The sequence below is a fragment of the Bacteroides thetaiotaomicron VPI-5482 genome (genome assembly GCF_000011065.1).
In the GTDB taxonomy this organism is placed as follows: Bacteria; Bacteroidota; Bacteroidia; order Bacteroidales; family Bacteroidaceae; genus Bacteroides; species Bacteroides thetaiotaomicron.
The window spans coordinates 897,519-913,977 of the sequence record NC_004663.1 but is presented as its reverse complement, the minus strand read 5'-3'; the positions used below and the strand labels follow the sequence as shown (position 1 = coordinate 913,977).

The 16,459-nt window shown below is 44.6% G+C and carries 13 protein-coding genes and 1 pseudogene; 11 read left to right on the top strand and 3 right to left on the bottom strand.

What is annotated here, in order from left to right; translation table 11 throughout:
* Nucleotides 1-117 precede the first annotated feature (117 nt).
* Together aspT and aspD are read left to right on the top strand one after the other, a co-directional pair.
* Nucleotides 118-1,812, top strand: a complete 1,695-nt coding sequence (aspT, locus tag BT_RS03680) for an aspartate-alanine antiporter (RefSeq protein WP_011107422.1) — start codon at nt 118-120, stop codon at nt 1,810-1,812.
* Nucleotides 1,813-1,872: 60 nt separating this feature from the next.
* The gene (aspD, locus tag BT_RS03675; protein WP_162303153.1) at nt 1,873-3,501 is read left to right on the top strand and encodes an aspartate 4-decarboxylase; all 1,629 of its coding nucleotides are present in this window, start codon (nt 1,873-1,875) and stop codon (nt 3,499-3,501) included.
* Between the two features lie 6 nt (nt 3,502-3,507).
* On the opposite strand, the gene BT_RS03670 is transcribed toward aspD, so the two are convergent.
* Nucleotides 3,508-5,616, bottom strand: coding sequence for an outer membrane beta-barrel family protein (locus BT_RS03670; RefSeq protein ID WP_011107420.1), 2,109 nt, complete (start codon nt 5,614-5,616; stop codon nt 3,508-3,510).
* Nucleotides 5,617-5,749: 133 nt separating this feature from the next.
* Here BT_RS03670 and BT_RS03665 point away from each other — a divergent pair, with 133 nt between their 5' ends.
* The 3 genes from BT_RS03665 (at nt 5,750) to BT_RS03655 (ending at nt 8,711) form a co-directional block, all read left to right on the top strand.
* The gene (locus BT_RS03665; protein WP_162303152.1) at nt 5,750-7,264 is read left to right on the top strand and encodes a sensor histidine kinase; all 1,515 of its coding nucleotides are present in this window, start codon (nt 5,750-5,752) and stop codon (nt 7,262-7,264) included.
* A 12-nt stretch (nt 7,265-7,276) separates the two neighbouring features.
* Nucleotides 7,277-7,972: a response regulator transcription factor gene (locus tag BT_RS03660; protein WP_011107418.1), complete on the top strand. Its 696-nt coding sequence runs from the start codon at nt 7,277-7,279 to the stop codon at nt 7,970-7,972.
* 202 nt (nt 7,973-8,174) lie between these two features.
* Nucleotides 8,175-8,711 carry a hypothetical protein gene (locus tag BT_RS03655; RefSeq protein WP_008765599.1) on the top strand — a complete coding sequence of 179 codons (537 nt, stop codon included), beginning with the start codon at nt 8,175-8,177 and terminating at the stop codon, nt 8,709-8,711.
* Nucleotides 8,712-8,861: 150 nt separating this feature from the next.
* On the opposite strand, the gene BT_RS03650 is transcribed toward BT_RS03655, so the two are convergent.
* Nucleotides 8,862-9,878 carry an SDR family oxidoreductase gene (locus BT_RS03650; protein WP_008765598.1) on the bottom strand — a complete coding sequence of 339 codons (1,017 nt, stop codon included), beginning with the start codon at nt 9,876-9,878 and terminating at the stop codon, nt 8,862-8,864.
* Nucleotides 9,879-10,126: 248 nt separating this feature from the next.
* On the opposite strand from BT_RS03650, the gene BT_RS03645 reads away from it, so the two are divergent.
* From BT_RS03645 to BT_RS03635, 3 genes are all read left to right on the top strand, one after another.
* A complete protein-coding gene (locus BT_RS03645) occupies nt 10,127-11,029 on the top strand; it encodes a helix-turn-helix domain-containing protein (RefSeq protein WP_008765597.1) in 903 nt (300 codons plus the stop codon).
* A 33-nt stretch (nt 11,030-11,062) separates the two neighbouring features.
* The gene (locus BT_RS03640) at nt 11,063-11,962 is read left to right on the top strand and encodes a helix-turn-helix domain-containing protein (RefSeq protein WP_011107417.1); all 900 of its coding nucleotides are present in this window, start codon (nt 11,063-11,065) and stop codon (nt 11,960-11,962) included.
* Nucleotides 11,963-12,311: 349 nt separating this feature from the next.
* A complete protein-coding gene (locus BT_RS03635; RefSeq protein WP_011107416.1) occupies nt 12,312-13,493 on the top strand; it encodes a clostripain-related cysteine peptidase in 1,182 nt (393 codons plus the stop codon).
* A gap of 225 nt (nt 13,494-13,718) precedes the next feature.
* Here BT_RS03635 and BT_RS03630 read toward each other — a convergent pair.
* Nucleotides 13,719-13,835, bottom strand: a pseudogene (locus BT_RS03630) (RtcB family protein); the annotation flags it as partial.
* 204 nt (nt 13,836-14,039) lie between these two features.
* On the opposite strand from BT_RS03630, the gene BT_RS03625 reads away from it, so the two are divergent.
* From BT_RS03625 to BT_RS03615, 3 genes are all read left to right on the top strand, one after another.
* Nucleotides 14,040-14,948, top strand: a complete 909-nt coding sequence (locus tag BT_RS03625; RefSeq protein ID WP_008765594.1) for an SDR family oxidoreductase — start codon at nt 14,040-14,042, stop codon at nt 14,946-14,948.
* Between the two features lie 529 nt (nt 14,949-15,477).
* The gene (locus BT_RS03620; RefSeq protein ID WP_008765593.1) at nt 15,478-15,756 is read left to right on the top strand and encodes a LysO family transporter; all 279 of its coding nucleotides are present in this window, start codon (nt 15,478-15,480) and stop codon (nt 15,754-15,756) included.
* Nucleotides 15,753-16,373, top strand: coding sequence for a lysine exporter LysO family protein (locus BT_RS03615; protein ID WP_008761396.1), 621 nt, complete (start codon nt 15,753-15,755; stop codon nt 16,371-16,373). Before BT_RS03620 ends, BT_RS03615 begins: the two co-directional genes overlap by 4 nt.
* The last annotated feature ends 86 nt before the right edge of the window (nt 16,374-16,459 follow it).

The window sequence follows — 16,459 nt, the reverse complement described above, 5'->3', positions numbered from 1 at the left end:
ACTTCCGCACAATTAATTTATATTTTTAGAAACTATGACGATAACGTACTTAACCCACTAAACTCTTTTTGCACAAGAACTGTTGTTATGAACATAACCTAAACAAGAACAACATATATGGAATGGATTATTAATCAACTCAGGGATCATCCCGAACTTGCCATTTTCCTCACTTTATTCGCCGGCTTCTGGCTGGGCAGATTCAAAATAGGAAAATTTTCGTTGGGAACAGTAACCAGCGTGCTACTGGTCGGAGTACTGGTAGGACAATTAAACATTAGTGTAGACGGCCCGATGAAAGCTGTCTTTTTCCTCCTGTTTTTATTCGCTGTGGGCTATAAGGTAGGTCCGCAATTCTTTCGCGGATTGAAGAAAGACGGATTGCCGCAAGTAGGATTTGCCGTCCTGATGTGCATTGTCAGCCTCATCGCCCCATGGATACTTGCCAAAATCATGGGCTACCATGTAGGCGAGGCTGCCGGATTGCTGGCAGGCTCACAGACCATTTCCGCAGTAATCGGTGTGGCAAGCGACACGATCAATCAATTAAGCATCAGCGATGCGCAGAAAGCGACATTTATCAATGCCATCCCCGTAGCATACGCTGTGACTTATATTTTCGGTACGGCAGGTTCCGCATGGATTCTGGCTTCACTCGGTCCCAAAATGCTGGGCGGACTGGAGAAGGTGAAAGCGGACTGCAAAGAGCTGGAAGCCAAAATGGGAACTTCCGAAGCAGATGAACCCGGATTTTACACCGCCCTCCGCCCCGTCGTATTCCGTGCTTATAAAATAGATAACGAATGGTTCGGCAAAGGAAAAACGGTCAGCGAACTGGAGAACTATCTGGTGGAAAACGATAAACGGCTGTTTGTAGAACGCGTACGGCAAAAGGGCGTCATAGAAGAAGTCACCCCGGATATGCTTCTACAACCGGGCGATGAAGTCGTATTAAGCGGCCGCCGTGAATATGCAATCGGCGAAGAAGACTGGATCGGTCCGGAAGTGATCGACGCCCAACTGCTCGACTTTCCGGCAGAGACGCTTCCGGTAATGGTCACCCACCGCACATTCGCAGGCGAAAAGGTCTCCACGATCCGTGCGCTGAAATTCATGCACGGAGTCAGTATCCGCAGTATCAAGCGAGCAGGCATCAATGTTCCGGTACTCGCTCAGACAGTGATCGACTCCGGCGATATTCTCGAACTGACCGGAACAAAACTCGAAGTAGAAACTGCCGCCAAACAGATGGGCTATATCGATCGCCCCACCAACCAGACAGATATGATCTTCGTGGGACTGGGTATCCTGCTCGGTGGTCTGGTCGGCGCACTTGCCATTCACCTGGGAGGTATCCCGATCAGCCTGTCCACCAGTGGAGGTGCCTTGATCGCAGGACTCGTATTCGGCTGGCTGCGCAGCAAACATCCGACCTTTGGCGGTATCCCCGAACCTTCGTTGTGGGTATTGAATAATGTGGGATTGAATATGTTTATCGCTGTTGTCGGCATCGCTGCAGGACCTAGTTTCGTGACCGGTTTCAAAGAAGTAGGATTCAGCCTGTTTATCGTCGGTGCACTGGCAACCGCCATCCCTCTTCTCAGCGGACTGCTGATGGGAAGATATCTGTTCAAGTTCCACCCTGCCCTCACACTGGGATGTACAGCCGGAGCACGTACCACAACCGCCGCACTGGGAGCTATTCAGGATGCATTGGGAAGCGACACTCCCGCGTTAGGATACACCGTGACGTATGCAGTCGGTAATACACTACTGATTATCTGGGGAGTAGCCATCGTATTGCTCATGTAAATGTCAGTATAATGAATGTATAGGAAATCAAAATTAAGTATCAAAACAATAAGAACCATTATGGAAAAGAAAACAACTGGCACAGTTATCACCAAGAACTTTGCCAAAAAGATGGAAACGATCAGCCCTTTCGAACTTAAAAACAAGCTCATCGAAATGGCTGACGAGAGTATCAAGAAAATGGCCCATACCATGCTGAACGCAGGACGAGGCAACCCGAACTGGATTGCGACCGAACCGCGTGAAGCATTCTTCCTGTTAGGAAAATTCGGACTTTGCGAATGTCGCCGTGTCCAATCCCTGGAAGAAGGAATTGCAGGCATCCCACAACAGGAAGGAATAGCCGCCCGCTTCGAGGCTTTCCTCAAAGAGAACGAGAAAGAAGCCGGAGCCAGGTTACTGAAAGAAACCTATAATTATATGCTGATGGAGCACGCAGCCGATCCGGACAGACTGGTTCATGAATGGGCGGAATCGGTCATCGGCGACCAGTATCCTGTCCCCGACCGTATCCTGCACTTCACCGAACTGATCGTACAGGATTATCTGGCACAGGAAATGTGCGACCGCCGTCCCCCTAAAGGCACATTCGACCTTTTCGCTACCGAAGGCGGAACGGCTGCCATGTGCTATGTATTCGATTCATTGCAGGAAAACTTTCTGTTGAATCAAGGGGATTCCATCGCCTTGATGATTCCTGTCTTCACGCCCTACATCGAGATTCCGGAATTACGCCGCTATCAGTTCGATGTTACCGAAATATCTGCCGATCAGATGACACCGGACGGGCTGCACACCTGGCAATATAAAGATGAAGATATCGATAAGCTGAAGAATCCGCAGATAAAAGCGTTGTTCATCACCAATCCGAGCAATCCGCCCAGTTATGCGCTGAGTCCGGAGACTGCCGCACGTATTGTCAACATCGTAAAGAATGACAATCCGAATCTGATGATCATTACGGACGATGTGTACGGAACATTCATACCTCACTTCCGTTCGTTGATGGCGGAATTGCCGCATAATACACTCTGCGTCTATTCCTTCTCCAAGTATTTCGGAGCCACAGGATGGAGAAATGCAGTGATAGCCCTACACGAAGACAACATCTACGACAAAATGATTGCCCGCCTGTCGGAGGAGCAAACAGCAATCTTAAACAAGCGTTATGCAAGCCTCAGTTTACACCCCGAGAAGATGAAGTTTATTGACCGCATGGTAGCCGACAGCCGGCAGATTGCGCTGAACCATACCGCAGGACTCTCGCTGCCCCAGCAAATGCAGATGAGCCTGTTCGCCGCTTTCTCCCTTCTCGACAAGGAAGACCGGTACAAGGCAAAGATGCAGGAAATCATCCACCGTCGACTGCATGCACTCTGGGACAGCACCGGCTTCACGTTGATAGAAGACCCGCTGCGTGCCGGATATTATTCGGAAATCGACATGCTGGTATGGGCGAAGAAATTCTACGGTGATGAATTTGCAGACTATCTGCAAAAGACCTACAATCCGCTCGACGTTGTTTTCCGCCTTGCCAACGAGACTTCGCTCGTCCTGCTGAACGGCGGCGGATTTGCCGGACCGAAATGGAGTGTCCGTGTTTCGCTCGCCAATCTGAACGAAGCCGATTACGTAAAAATAGGACAAAGTATCAAGCGCGTACTGGATGAGTATGCAGAAAATAGGTAATACTTATTATTTAAAGCGGGAAGTATCCACCTCTTCCCGCTTTTTCTCCTTGTATCCTCCGAATTTGTAGTTGAAGGAAATACCGAAGGCACGGGTAGTCTTCATATAGTGATTCTTCACATTCTGTTGTCCGAAACGGACATTAGTCGAAATGGTGGAAGTATTAAATATGTCGTCGCATTTCAAGGTCAGTTGTGCTTTTCCCTTTGCGAAAGTATAGCGCAGGGCCGCATCCAGATTTCCCGAACGGGGAAGGTCGAAAATGCCTTGTATCGCTTTGTTCTGATAAAATCCGCTTAGGGTAAACTTCAAATCAGGTTTGGTGGAGAGAGTGAAGGTATTGTTCATTGTCAATACAAACGTATATAGTTTGCGGTCGAACGGGATATCCCAGAAATCACTGTCTTTCTGACGGTAACGAAAGCCGATTGCCGTGATGCGGGAGTCCAGCCATTTCTTCACTTTAAAGGGAACTACCATTACCAAGCCCGCCTGTTCCGAGAAGTCGAAGTTAAAGCATTTATATATCTCGACCAGACGTTCCGGAGACTGGTAAAGCGTCTGCATTTCCTTGTTTTTCGTGCGGCTGTAATAGGCGGTCAGCACATATTTACCTTTTAATATATAGCTAATGTTAGCTTCGTAATTGGTTGCCGGTTTAAGGAAGGGATTTCCCTGAATTTCGGAATAAGCACCCATGTAGGAAGTGGAGTTCTGCATACTCCAGTATTCCGGATATTCTTTGTCGCTGCTCAATGAAAATTGCAGGATATGTCCCGGAGCAGGCAAATAAGTCAGGTTGGCAACCGGATACAGGCTCCATTCGTTCCACATATCCGTATGATATTGCTCGGCAGCCAGAGAGACATCCGTTGAAAGTTTCTCACCGAAACTCTTGCTGAGTCCGGCATAAAAGTTCAGCGTCTGCTCGCGACGACGGGATTGCATGTTGTTGTCCGGCAGTAAAGTTTCCGTTTCGGGATCGAAATACATTTGATAACTATTGTCCAATGCGGTCGTATAAGCAACACCATAATTCAATCCCCAGTCTGCGCCCAAAGTATGTTCTTGTCCGGCATAGAAACGCCATTGGTTGATCCGTTGGTTATCTTTGCTCAGGAAGTTCAGTGTTTCTTCTCCCAGTGTGCTGTAAAGCAGCTGACTGCCGGGAGCATGATAATAGGTAAATTCCGCTCCGGCTTTCAGTCCGAAAGGAGTCTGATAGTCGAGTTTGGCATTATGGAGCTGTCCTTCCGAGTGCGAATCGGTGACCGAGTTCTGCGCACCGGTGACTGTGGCGTAAGGTTTGACATCGGTGAAAGCAGTGGTATAAACCAAGCTCAGCAAATGCTTGTCGGTAAAGGCATAGTCCATCCCAAGGCGTATCTGGTGATTGTTGTGGCGGGAAGTAGTGATATCATACATATTCATCGGATGCACCGAACCGTCGGCGAGCGTGTGAAGCGCTTCCTTGTCTGTCTCCCTCCGTTCGCGGCTGTAAGAGTAAGAGTAGAGAAGATCAGCAGAAAATTTGCGTCCGGAGTATAGAAGGCTCGCACGCTCTGCCAGAGATTCGTAGTGTAATTGGCTGTAGGCAGTATATAGTTCTCCCTGAAGAGAAGGTTCTTTTCCCATGCCCGAAGTCAGTATCAAATTGATCATCGGTCCGCGCACCTGATAACGTGCCGGAGCGGAATACATCACTTCCGCCTTTTCAATCCGACTGACGGGCATTGATTTCAGCAGGGTGCTTAATTGCTCTACAGAGAGGGTGGTCACTTTTCCGTTGATAACCACAGTGACCGGTTGCCCTCCCAACGTCAGGGCATCATTCATGGAGACAACTCCCGGCAGGTTCTTTACCGCATCATAGGCATTGTCTACCGGCAGGCTGCTGACCAGTCTCGGAACGTCGTATACCAGTTTCCCCTGTTCGGCTTTTACTACCGGACGTTCGCCGGTGATCATGACTTCGGGAAGTTCCCGATACAGGCTGTCTATATAGGCTACGTTTTTTACGCTGTCGGCAGGTTCCTGCGCTGTCTGTACCTGCTGTGCAGAAGCGTACATCCAATACATGAAAAGTAACAAAAGCAGTAAATAAGTTCGTTTCATATCGCATTTATTTTTGAGTATGCTGCAAAATACGGGAGAAAAAACGAAACTTTACGTTATCGCCGGCTTATCTAGTGTTATTTAGTCTTATCAAAGAGAAGAAAAATAACAGTTTCATACTATCTTTGTCCGTATGAAACTACCGTTGAAACATATCATTATCCTTGTCATCTGCTCGCTGACAGGCATCTTTGTTTACCAGACATATTGGCTGACAGGGCTTTACCGCACGATGAAGCAGGAAATGAACAATAATATCAAAGACGCCATGCGTACGAGCGACTTTAATGAAATCGTGCTTCGCGTCAACGAGCTGCAAAAGGATAATGTGGAACATGGTTCGGTCACCGTTTCCGCCGGATATGGTGCAGACGGCAAGTCGCTGGTGACAAGCCAGACCGTCTCTTATACGGACAGTACCTACAAAGACACCCTGCATACACGCACGGAAACAGCAGTAGATACCCTAGCCGTCAATGCCAACGATCCGGATGCCAGCGCCGTTGCCTCCAGCGAAAGCGGACTTGATGTATTATTAAAGAAACAGGACTCGATGAAAGAACTCATACTCAGCGTCCAACAGGGTATGCACTCCGGCGTGGATACCTACATCGACATCAACCTGCAAAAATATGACAGTCTACTGACCGATGTACTGAAAGCACACAACATAGATGTGCCTCACCGTACCTTATATATATACAGCGGAGCTACTCAGGATTCATCCCAGACATTCATAGATACACTGGGCATCGCAGGAGACAGCACCTATATCCCCAGCCCGAAAGCCATCCGCTACAACTACGAATTCAACAGGCATCACAGTCAACGCTACCAACTGATAATGGAACCCATCACCTCCCTGGTATGGAAACAAATGACTGGCATCCTGGTCACTTCATTTGTCATCTTCCTCATCCTCGGATTTTCCTTCTGGTTCCTCATCCGGACACTGCTGAAACAAAAGACGCTGGAAGAAATGAAGAGCAACTTTACGAACAACATCACGCATGAGTTAAAGACTCCGATTGCCGTGGCGTATGCCGCCAACGATGCGCTGCTGAATTTCAACCAGGCGGAAGAGAAAAGCAAACGTGACCAATATCTGCGCATCAGCCAAGAGCAGCTACAGCGTTTGAGCGGACTCGTCGAACAGATTCTTTCCATGAGCATGGAAAGCCGCAAGACGTTCAGACTGCACCCCGAAGAGATTTGTCTAAAAGAACTGATTACTTCTTTAATAGAGCAGCACCAGCTAAAAGCGGATATCCCCGTACACATAACACTGGAAACAGAACCGGAAGCACTGACGATAGTAGCCGACCGCACTCATTTCAGCAATATCATCAGTAACCTGATAGACAATGCCGTGAAATATTCGAAACAAGAAGCAGAGATTATGATTCAGTGCCGCCAAACGGGAGAAACGGTGACTATCACCGTCTCTGATCATGGAATAGGTATCCCTCTGGATAAACAGAAACATATATTCGACAAATTCTATCGCGTTCCGACCGGAAATCTTCATAACGTGAAGGGATACGGCTTAGGGCTTTTCTATGTCAAAAGCATGGTCGAAAAACATGGAGGCACCATCACCGTCAAAAGTGAATCCGGCAAAGGAAGTACATTTACCATTACTATCTAAAACATCAGAACCATGAGCAAAAACGACATTACAGTATTGTTGGTGGAAGACGAACTGACACTCGCCATGATTATCAAAGATACGCTCGAGGAAAACGGTTTTACCATACATACCGCCTCCGACGGCGAAGAAGGATTGCATCTTTTCTTTGAACTTCGGCCGGACGTGCTGGTGGCCGATGTGATGATGCCCAAAATGGACGGATTCGAAATGGTACGCCGCATCCGGCAGACGGACAAGCAGACACCTGTACTGTTTCTGACTGCCCGTTCGGCCATCAACGATGTGGTAGAAGGATTCGAACTTGGGGCAAACGATTATCTGAAAAAGCCTTTCGGCATGCAGGAACTGATCATACGTATCAAGGCGCTGATGGGAAAAGCGTTCAGCTTCACGAAGACAAAGGTATCCAGCCGTTTTGAGATAGGAAGTTATCTGTTCGATCCGGTCGCGCAGACATTGCTGCATGCCGGAGTGAGACAGGAACTCTCCCACCGCGAGTCGGAAATACTGAAACGGCTTTGTGAAAACCGGAATCAGGTGGTCAATACGCAGGACGTTCTGCTGGAACTTTGGGGGGATGACAGTTTCTTCAATTCCCGGAGTCTGCATGTATTCATCACGAAACTGCGGCATAAGTTGTCGCAGGATGAGCAAATACGTATCGTCAATGTGCGGGGAATCGGCTATAAACTCATTGCAAACTAAGCTCTAAAATAGTGTCACTATCCTACTGGCATAGTGTCACTATCCCCACAGGATACTTACACTATCTTAGTGGGATAGTGACACCATCCCGACGAGACAGCAGCACACTCCTTTTTAAAGGATTTTTCTCTAAGAAAACATAACGGAAGCAGGCAGTCAGACTAAAAATCTCTATCTTTGTCATCAATCAACCTTTACGAAGATGAGAAAACTGATTCTATTTCTTTCGCTGATATTATCGGTCGGTTTTGCATCCGCACAGTCGGAGGTTCCTTCCGATAGTATTCGTCGTGCTCCGTCGAGCAATATAAAGGAATTCGGTGGCTTCCTGCTCGATATGGGATTAATGAATGTGGCCCCTCCCAAACTTCCGAAATTCAGTCTCGATGTACCGGATGTGAGTAAAGACTATAATCAGATATTCCGTCTGAATACAGACGCCAGCTATACACAGGGATTCACCGACGCATTTTCTTCCCCTTTCTCCGGTTTCGGATATGGGTATGGCTGGGGATTGTCGTCTTCACCGCAGTTCATGCAGATGGGCACCTTCAAACTGAAAAACGGATGGAAAATCAATACATACGGAGACTATGACAAAGACGGATGGAAAGTGCCCAACCGTAGTGCCATGCCTTGGGAGAAGAATAATTTCCGGGGAGCATTCGAACTGAAGTCCTCCAATGGTAATTTCGGTATCCGGATCGAGGTTCAGCAGGGACGGAACGGTCTTTATTAACTACGCTACTCATTATGATCGACTTGTTTCGGCTATTAGCATATCCTGATTAGCTATTAGCATAATCCGATTAGCTAATAGCTAATCAGGATATGCTAATAGGATATTTCAATCATCAATAACAAGATGAGTTATTTACTCAACTAACGTTTATTCTGCTTCAAAAGCTCTGTCTGCCGCAGCCATCGCGTCGGCTACACGGTCGCACCATGAATCGAACTCCGGATCAGGAGTCTGTGTTTCGGGGTGCGAAAGCATATATTGCACTGACTGTCTTAAACCGTCCGCCATCGAAGTTGTACAGATAAAGTCCGGCACAAGGCGTTTTATTTTCGAATTATCAAAGACTACCGTTGCGGCTTTATCCCCCAACAGTTCGCCCCGAAAGTCATAGTTCCCGCCATGTCTCGCAAGAAAATCGGAAGCCACATGGAGTGCGTTCAGAGGTTTCCCCAGCGCATCGGCAATGGTTTGATAAATCTGATTCCAAGTCATACTCTCATCTGTGGTGATATGGAAGGCATTCCCGATGGCATGAGGGTTCGCCATCAGTCCTACATATCCTTTGGCAAAATCTTTGGAATGTGTCAGTGTCCACAAGGAACTTCCGTCACCAGGGATAATAACCGGTTTCCCGTCAAGGATACGTTTAAGTATCTGCCAGTTCCCCTTATTTCCATGCAGGCTTACAGGAGGTTTCGTTCCATTATACGTATGGCTGGGACGGACAATCGTAATCGGGAAACCGGTGGTACGGTATGCTGTCATCAACACTTCTTCGGCGGCAATCTTATGCCGTGAATATTGCCAGTAAGGATTCACTAAAGGGGTACTTTCCGTAATACGGTAATCAGCCAACGGTTTTTGGTAGGCGGATGCACTGCTGATAAAAATATATTGTTTCGTCTTATTACGGAACAGACGGATATCACGTTCTACATCTTCTGCCGTGTAAGCGATGAACTGAGCTACGACATCATAACTTTCATCTGCAATAGCTTTCGCCACAGCTTCCTCATCGTGAATGTCGGCAATGATACTGCCCACACCTTCCGGCAGTTTTTTTGAGCCCCGGTTGAGCAGTGTTATCTCCCACCCTCTCTGTTGAGCCAATTCTACTACATCGGTACTGATCGTACCGGTTCCTCCAATGAATAATGCTTTCATAAAACAAGTCTTTTTAAATTCACAGGAACAAATATATTAATTCTACTATTCACATCCCTTGATTATCCCGTTTTTTTGTTTCCGACACGCTGATATTTAGCTGAAAAAAGTGAGTTTGCATCCCACTACCCACCGGCATTGTATACAAATTACTGAATCTTATACCCAAATTACTGTTTTGCAAATACGGAATGAGAAAGATACATTTAAAAGCTTTATCTTTGTGACAGATCAAAACTGTAAGCCGTATGGAAGAAATAACAAAAATTGAAAGCATTGACCAGTATGACCAACTGTTCGGACTAGAGACCTTGCACCCACTGGTAAACGTGATCGACTTCTCGAAAGCGACAAAGACGGTAGACTACTATCGTATGAATATCGGATTCTACTCTCTGTTTCTGAAAGACGCAAAATGTGGCGATCTCAGATATGGACGGAAGTATTATGACTATCAGGAAGGAACCGTTGTCTGCATGGCTCCGGGACAGGTTATCGGGATAGATAACCGCAAGCAGACACCAATTCGTACAAAATCTATCGGCCTTTTATTTCATCCCGATTTAATCCGGGGAACTTCTTTAGGGCAGAACATCAAACACTATAGTTTCTTCTCTTACGAAGTGAATGAAGCACTGCATCTCTCCGAACAGGAAAGGGAAATCGTGACCGACTGTATCCACAAAATACAAATCGAACTGGAACATGCCATCGACAAACACAGCAAGCAGCTCATTGTCCGCAATATAGAACTATTGCTCGACTATTGCATGCGCTTCTACGAACGGCAATTCATCACCCGTAATCAGGCGAATAAAGATATCATCGTGAAGTTCGAACAGTTATTGGACGAGTATTTTCAGAATCAGACTGCACTTACCGAAGGACTTCCTTCTGTAAAATACTTTGCGGACAAAGTCTGCCTTTCTTCCAATTACTTCGGAGACCTGATCAAGAAAGAAACAGGAAAAACGGCACAGGAATATATCCAGCACCGGATCATAGAACTTGCCAAGGAACGGATATTAGAAGGTAGCCAGACGGTCAGCCAGATTGCGTATGAACTGGGGTTCCAGTATCCGCAGCATTTCAGCCGATTGTTCAAGAAGAATGTCGGATGTACGCCAAACGAATATAAGCAACAGAACTAAAACAGCTCCATTAATCAGGATATTAGTTACGTCATGGGAGATAAAGTACTTAAGATAGGAAGTGTGCATCAATGTAATTGCTGCATGGGGAGTAAGACACTGCACCCTCTGGTCAGTGTCATCGACCTTTCAAAAGCCGATTTATCCTCCCATACGGATTTCAAATTCGGATTTTACACGATTCTGTTGAGCGAATGCAAATGTGAAGCCTACAGATACGGACATCAGTACTACGACTTCTCGGACGGGACACTTCTCTGTCTGACTCCCGGCGAGTCAATCAGTATGAAGGATAGTGACAACACACGTCCTTCCAAAGGATGGATACTGGCGTTTCATCCCGACTTGATCTGCGGCACTGCGCTTGGAGCGAACATTCGTGACTATACTTTCTTCTCTTATCGTCCCGAAGAAGCACTGCATGTTTCATTACGTGAAAAACAGGTCATACTGGAACTTCTGGATAAAATAAATGAAGAATTGCAACGCTGCATCGACTGCTATAGTCAGAAGATCATTTCCAAATACATCGAACTACTGCTTGATTATTGCGAACGCTTCTACGAACGCCAGTTCATCACACGCAATGAGGCTAACAAAAAGATTATCGAACGGTTTGACCGTCTTTTGGATGATCATTTCAATACTATACAAAGTCAGTCCTCCGATCTTCCCACTATTGAGGAGTGCGTCAGAGTACTTCGTCTTTCTCCCGCATATTTCAATGATTTGCTGGAATATGAAACAGGGAAGTCGTACAAAGAATACCTTCAGTTCAAGCGTTTCGAGATAGCTAAAGAGTGGTTGATAAATACAGATAAAACACTCAGCCAGATAGCGCAGGAACTCGGTTTCCGGAATCCGCAATATTTCAGCCGCCTGTTTAAGAAGATCACCGGTTGTTTGCCGAATGATTTCAAGATGCCTAACTGACTTTTCTCTTAATAAAAATAGAATTGAGAATTCAAATTCTTAATCAATGTTATAAAACATACTATTTTCCTTGGATAATTTGCAAAGTTCACAGAAGTCCGTATCTTTGCAATGTATTTTTCATAGTATTAGATTTAAGGTTAACAAAGGTTGGAGCAAGGCGTTGCTCCTTTTTTTATGTCCATACGTGAGCTATTGGACTTTCGTATATAGTAGAATTACGTTATTTTTCAGTAGATTTGCAGTAACACTTGAAAAGGATACATTCAGATTATATTCTGAATATATAAATCAAAAAGTGCTCTTTTTACGTTATATATCAAGAAGTAACTTTAATCCTGACAAAACAATGAAGACAGAGCGGAAATATCACCATTTGATTAAATCAGTTATCATCGTACTATTCCTTTCTTTTGGCATGACTTCGTGCGAAAAGGAAGAGCCAGTTCCGGTACCTACAGAACAAACGGTATTCATGTATCTCCCCTGGTCTGATAATCTCACATCCAATTTCTATCAGAACATCAGCGACCTTGAAAGTGTAGTTGAAAAGAATATCTTGAAGGATGAACGGATAATCATTTTCATGTGTACCACAGCAACGAAAGCCACTCTTTTTGAACTCGCTTATGAGAATGGCAAGAGTGTGCATAAAACTCTAAAGAACTATACAGATCCTGCATATACCACAGCAGAAGGTATCACATCCATCCTAAATGATGTGCAACGCTACTCTCCCACCAAACGCTATTCGATGGTTATCGGCTGTCATGGCATGGGATGGATACCCGTATCAAATTCTAAATCACGTAGCGGTCTTCGTACCAAAATGCACTGGGAATACGAAAATGTACCAATGACACGCTACTTCGGAGGATTAAATGCCCAATATCAGACTGATATAACCACACTTGCCAAAGGAATATCCAATGCCGGACTTAAAATGGAATATATACTCTTTGACGACTGCTATATGTCAAGCATTGAAGTAGCCTACGCTCTCAAAGATGTGACTGATTATCTGATAGGATCTACAAGTGAAGTGATGGCGTATGGTATGCCATACGCCGAGATAGGTCAGTATCTAATTGGGAAAGTAGATTATGCCGGTATCTGTGACGGTTTTTACTCTTTTTATTCCACTTATAGCACACCCTGCGGAACAATCGCTGTCACTGATTGCTCAGAACTTGATAACCTGGCAACTATTATGAAAGAAATTAATCATCGATATACTTTTGATCCTTCACTAACCAGTTCTTTACAGAGACTGGACGGATATTATCCGGTTATCTTCTTTGACTATGGTGACTATGTTTCAAAATTATGCCCTGATGAAACTCTAGTGGCACGATTCAACGAACAGCTCAATCGTACGGTGCCATTCAAAAGAAATACAGAATATTTCTATTCGATGAGCAGAGGAGAAGTGAAAATCAATACCTTCTCCGGTATTACAATCTCCGATCCAAGTACGCACTCGCTGGCCTCAAAAAAAGAAGAAACAGCATGGTATGCAGCTACTCATTAAGAACAAAAGATAAGATCAGGAAATCTCTTAATAAAAATAGAATTGAGAATTCAAATTCTTAATCAATGTTATAAAACATACTATTATTCTTGGATAATTTGCAAAGTTCGCAGAAGTCCGTATCTTTGCAATGTGTTTTTCATAGTATTAGATTTAAGGTTAACAAAGGTTGGAGCAAGGCGTTGCTCCTTTTTTTATGTCCATACCTCATCTCGTCAGCTAATTTTATCCTTTGATCACCGCCATAGGCGCCAATTCCACCAAAGGTTTCACTAAATCCCGCTCATTAGCAATTACCTGCGCAATATCTTTGTAAGCTCCCGGTACTTCATCCAATCCATCCGGCATGCGCATCGGACCTGATAATGATATGCTTAAATTCGCAAAAGAGCAAAAGAAAAAGGGAACTACGAAATCTATTTGCGTAACTAAAATTATTTTCTACTTTTGTGAAAATAAATATAGAAAAGCCATTTCTGAACCGAAACTCACTCATGTGACTGAGAAAAACTCATATGACTGAAACGAACGACTATAAAACAGCCCATGAAGAATATAATAATTATCGGTGCCAATGGATTCACCGGACGCCAAATACTGAATGACCTGTCGAGCAAGGCACAATATAAGGTAACAGGATGTTCCCTGCATCCGGATATCCTTCCGAAGAATGGAGGCAACTATCATTTCATCACCACAGATATACGGGATGAAGCAGTCGTAAAGCAACTTTTTAAAGACGTACAACCCGATGTAGTCATCAACTGTTCCGCCTTATCCGTCCCCGATTATTGCGAAACGCATCACGAAGAAGCCTGGCTAACAAATGTTACGGCAGTAGAACAATTGGCACATCTTTGCGAAAGTTACAAAAGCCGGTTCATTCATTTATCTACAGACTTCGTCTTTGACGGAAAGATAGACGAGAAGTCCGGACAGCTTTATACAGAAAAAAGTCTCCCTGCTCCCGTCAACTATTACGGTTTCACCAAATGGAAAGGAGAAGAGAAAGTGACTGAAATCTGTAGTAACTATGCTATTGCCCGCGTAGAGATTGTCTACGGAAAAGCATTGCCGGGACAACATGGAAACATCGTGCAACTGGTGATGAATCGTTTGAATGCAGGACAAGAAATCCGTGTCGTATCAGATCAATGGCGCACGCCCACCTATGTAGGTGACGTATCAGCCGGAGTACAACACCTGGTAGAAAATGCCGCAAACGGAATTTTTCATATCTGTGGCGAGGAATGCCTGACCATCGCAGAAATTGCTTTTCAGGTAGCAGACTACATGAAGCTGGACCGTTCGCTCGTTCACCCTGCCACAACAGAAGAAATGCAAGAAGCTACTCCCCGTCCCCGTTTCAGTGGGATGAGTATAGCAAAAGCCCGGACTATACTTGGTTACCAGCCACGAAAGCTGAAAGACATCCTCATGGAGTGGAAACATTAACCGACAAATCCTATTAATCAGATTGTTTGCACAAATAAAAGTATGTGCTCTACACAACATAGAAATTTGACTCAGGCATCGAACTGGCAACTAAATAAAAATGATATAAACACATAATATATAAAGGTTAAGGTCTACATAACCAAGTTTTTACTACATTCTATTCCTAGTTTCAGCTACCTTTCCCATTCTAATTATTGCATATTTATTTTGAAAATATGCAATAAGTTCTTATCTTTGCACCCGAATTAAAGAACCAGAAGATGAATCAAACATTACAATTACATAACGCCCTTATATTTCATGCGGAAATTCCCAATTTCTGCACGTCATGTTGCGTGCATGTACATTGGTTCAGCGGATTCATCTAAATTCCCCTTACTCATTCTTACCCCTAACTGCCTGTTGACTTATTTCGTTACTCACAGACAGTATTTCCATCTGATTGTCAATAAGATGTATGTCTTTTTGGGGATTATCTATGCTATTTATGAATTGTTTAACCTAACCAACTAAAATATATTACAATATGTTCTCTATTATATCTACCATGTTTTTGGGAATCGGTATCGGATACGGATTACGTAACTGGAGTATCTTACAAAAGACTGAAAAGACAATTTCTCTTACAATATTCCTGTTACTCTTTATCCTTGGAGTATCCATTGGCTCTAATAGCCTGATTGTGAATAATCTCGGTAAGTTTGGATGGCAGGCGATCATTCTTGCCGTATCCGGCGTATTAGGGAGCTTGTTGGCTGCCCGGCTTGTGTTACAACTATTTTTCAAGAAAGGAGGTAAACAATGAAAGGAAGTCTCATCGTTATCGTATTTTTCTGTGTAGGCTGTATCATGGGAGTTTTTAATAAATTCCAGTTCGACACACATACTGTTTCCATGTATATACTATATGCGTTGATGCTGCAAGTAGGAATCAGCATCGGTTCCAATAAGAACCTGAAAGCGATCATCTCACATTTGCACCCGAAAATGCTGCTGATTCCATTGGGTACCATTACCGGCACATTGTTGTTTTCTGCCTTGGCAAGCATTTTGCTAAGTCAATGGAGTGTATTCGACTGTATGGCAGTAGGAAGCGGATTCGCCTATTATTCGCTGTCTTCCATCCTGATCACTCAGTTCAAGGAACCGACCATCGGAATACAGTTGGCTACAGAGCTGGGTACCATTGCCCTGCTGACTAATATCTTTCGCGAAATGATGGCACTTTTGGGTACACCGCTTATCAAGAAGTATTTCGGGAAACTTGCTCCCATTTCAGCGGCAGGAGTCAACTCAATGGATGTATTATTACCTTCCATCAGCAGATATTCGGGAAAAGAAATGATTCCTATCGCTATTTTGCATGGTATTCTGATCGATATCAGCGTGCCTGTATTCGTTTCTTTCTTCTGTAACTTATAACTCTGTACCCCATCATACCATAATGTCCGAAAAGCATATCTGACCTATCATTCTGTCAGTAGCTTTTCGGACATTATTTTTTTATT

Excerpts from the sequence above, each read along its gene's own strand:
- aspT (WP_011107422.1), top strand. The coding sequence starts at position 118 with ATGGAATGGATTATTAATCAACTCAGGGATCATCCCGAACTTGCCATT.
- aspD (WP_162303153.1), top strand. The coding sequence starts at position 1,873 with ATGGAAAAGAAAACAACTGGCACAGTTATCACCAAGAACTTTGCCAAA.
- BT_RS03670 (WP_011107420.1), bottom strand. The coding sequence starts at position 5,616 with ATGAAACGAACTTATTTACTGCTTTTGTTACTTTTCATGTATTGGATG.
- BT_RS03665 (WP_162303152.1), top strand. The coding sequence starts at position 5,750 with ATGAAACTACCGTTGAAACATATCATTATCCTTGTCATCTGCTCGCTG.
- BT_RS03660 (WP_011107418.1), top strand. The coding sequence starts at position 7,277 with ATGAGCAAAAACGACATTACAGTATTGTTGGTGGAAGACGAACTGACA.
- BT_RS03655 (WP_008765599.1), top strand. The coding sequence starts at position 8,175 with ATGAGAAAACTGATTCTATTTCTTTCGCTGATATTATCGGTCGGTTTT.
- BT_RS03650 (WP_008765598.1), bottom strand. The coding sequence starts at position 9,878 with ATGAAAGCATTATTCATTGGAGGAACCGGTACGATCAGTACCGATGTA.
- BT_RS03645 (WP_008765597.1), top strand. The coding sequence starts at position 10,127 with ATGGAAGAAATAACAAAAATTGAAAGCATTGACCAGTATGACCAACTG.
- BT_RS03640 (WP_011107417.1), top strand. The coding sequence starts at position 11,063 with ATGGGAGATAAAGTACTTAAGATAGGAAGTGTGCATCAATGTAATTGC.
- BT_RS03635 (WP_011107416.1), top strand. The coding sequence starts at position 12,312 with ATGAAGACAGAGCGGAAATATCACCATTTGATTAAATCAGTTATCATC.
- BT_RS03625 (WP_008765594.1), top strand. The coding sequence starts at position 14,040 with ATGAAGAATATAATAATTATCGGTGCCAATGGATTCACCGGACGCCAA.
- BT_RS03620 (WP_008765593.1), top strand. The coding sequence starts at position 15,478 with ATGTTCTCTATTATATCTACCATGTTTTTGGGAATCGGTATCGGATAC.
- BT_RS03615 (WP_008761396.1), top strand. The coding sequence starts at position 15,753 with ATGAAAGGAAGTCTCATCGTTATCGTATTTTTCTGTGTAGGCTGTATC.